Source organism: Streptomyces sp. NPDC059037 (genome assembly GCF_042740015.1).
Lineage (GTDB): Bacteria > Actinomycetota > Actinomycetes > Streptomycetales > Streptomycetaceae > Streptomyces.
Window position 1 is genome coordinate 1 of sequence record NZ_JBHYIG010000527.1, and the last position, 1,439, is coordinate 1,439.

The window sequence follows — 1,439 nt, forward strand, 5'->3', positions numbered from 1 at the left end:
GTAGTGGACAGTGGCTGGGTGCGTCTGATGTGTTTAAGAGACAGCGTCAGGAGTGTCCGGGCCCCTCGGCGTGTCGCGCTTGACACCCGTACGGGTCACACGGCGCGCCGGAGGTGATGAACCTTCATACGGTGTGTTTCATGAGCCACTCACCGCGAATCCGCACTGTACTGAGCTGCTCGATGCTGGTGGCCGCCCTCGGTGTCGGGGCCACGGCGTGCGGCAGCTCCGGCCATCCGCTCTCGGCGAAGCCGTACGACGCGGCCGGCCAGATCGCCTTCAACGGCCCGGTGGGCAGCCAGAAGGCGGATCCGGACAAGCCCCTCGAAGTCACCGCCGAGGGCGACGACGGGCGCATCACCGATGTGACGGCCACCGACGCGCGGGGGCGGTACGTGGCAGGCGAACTCGCCGCCGACGGCGCCCGCTGGCACACCACGGCGCCGCTGGCGGCAGGCACCCAGTACACGGTGCGGGTCAGCACCGAGGACGAGGAGGGCTCGCCGGGCCGCAAGGTGCTGACCTTCGACACCGGCGCCCCCGCCAAGAAGAAGCGGCTCGACGTCACCTTCGGCCCCGACTCGGGCAAGTACGGCGTCGGCCAGCCCGTCACGGCGAAGCTCAGCGCCAAGGTGAAGGGCAAGCAGGCGAGGGCCGTCGTGGAGCGCGGCCTGAAGGTCGAGACGCAGCCCGCCACCGAGGGGGCCTGGCACTGGGTGGACAGCAAGACGCTGCACTACCGCCCCAAGGAGTACTGGCCCACGGGCGCGACCATCAACGTACGGAGCAACCTCGATGGCATCAAGGTCCGCGACCAGCTCTGGGGCGGCAGGGCCAAGCCGCTGAGGCTGACCATCGGCGACCGCATCGAGGCTGTGACGGACGCCGGTTCGCACTGGATGACGGTCTACCGCAACGGCGAGGAGATCAACTCCATTCCGGTGACCACGGGCAGGCCCGGCTACTCCACGCGCAACGGCGTCAAGGTGGTGCTGGGCAAGGAGTACTCCGTACGCATGACCAGTGCCAGCATCGGCGCATCGGACTTCTACGACAAGATGGTCTATTACGCGACGCGGGTCACCGACTCCGGTGAGTATGTGCACGCCGCGCCCTGGTCGGTCGGCTCGCAGGGCAACGCGAACACCAGCCACGGCTGCACCGGAATGAGCACCGACAACGCCGCCTGGTTCTACGAGACCGTCCGGCAGGGCGACATCGTGAAGGTCGTCAACAGCTATGGCGCGGACATGGATCCGTTCGGCAACGGCTTCGGCGACTGGAACGTCGACTGGAAGGAGTGGCGGGACGGCAGTGCCCTGTTGGAAGGCGTCAAGGAAGGCCCCACGGCGGTCGACGCGGCCCGGCTGCGGCCGCAGGTCTGAGAGCGCGGCAGAGCGGTGCTAGAACGCATGAGAGGGGCCCACGCCGCGCGTGGG

At 68.5% G+C, this 1,439-nt stretch carries 1 protein-coding gene; it reads left to right on the forward strand.

From position 1 onward, the window contains the following. Positions 1–140: 140 nt before the first annotated feature. On the forward strand, positions 141–1,385 hold the full coding sequence (locus ACFWY6_RS45405) for an Ig-like domain-containing protein (RefSeq protein ID WP_384703784.1): 1,245 nt from the start codon (positions 141–143) through the stop codon (positions 1,383–1,385). Positions 1,386–1,439: the final 54 nt, after the last annotated feature.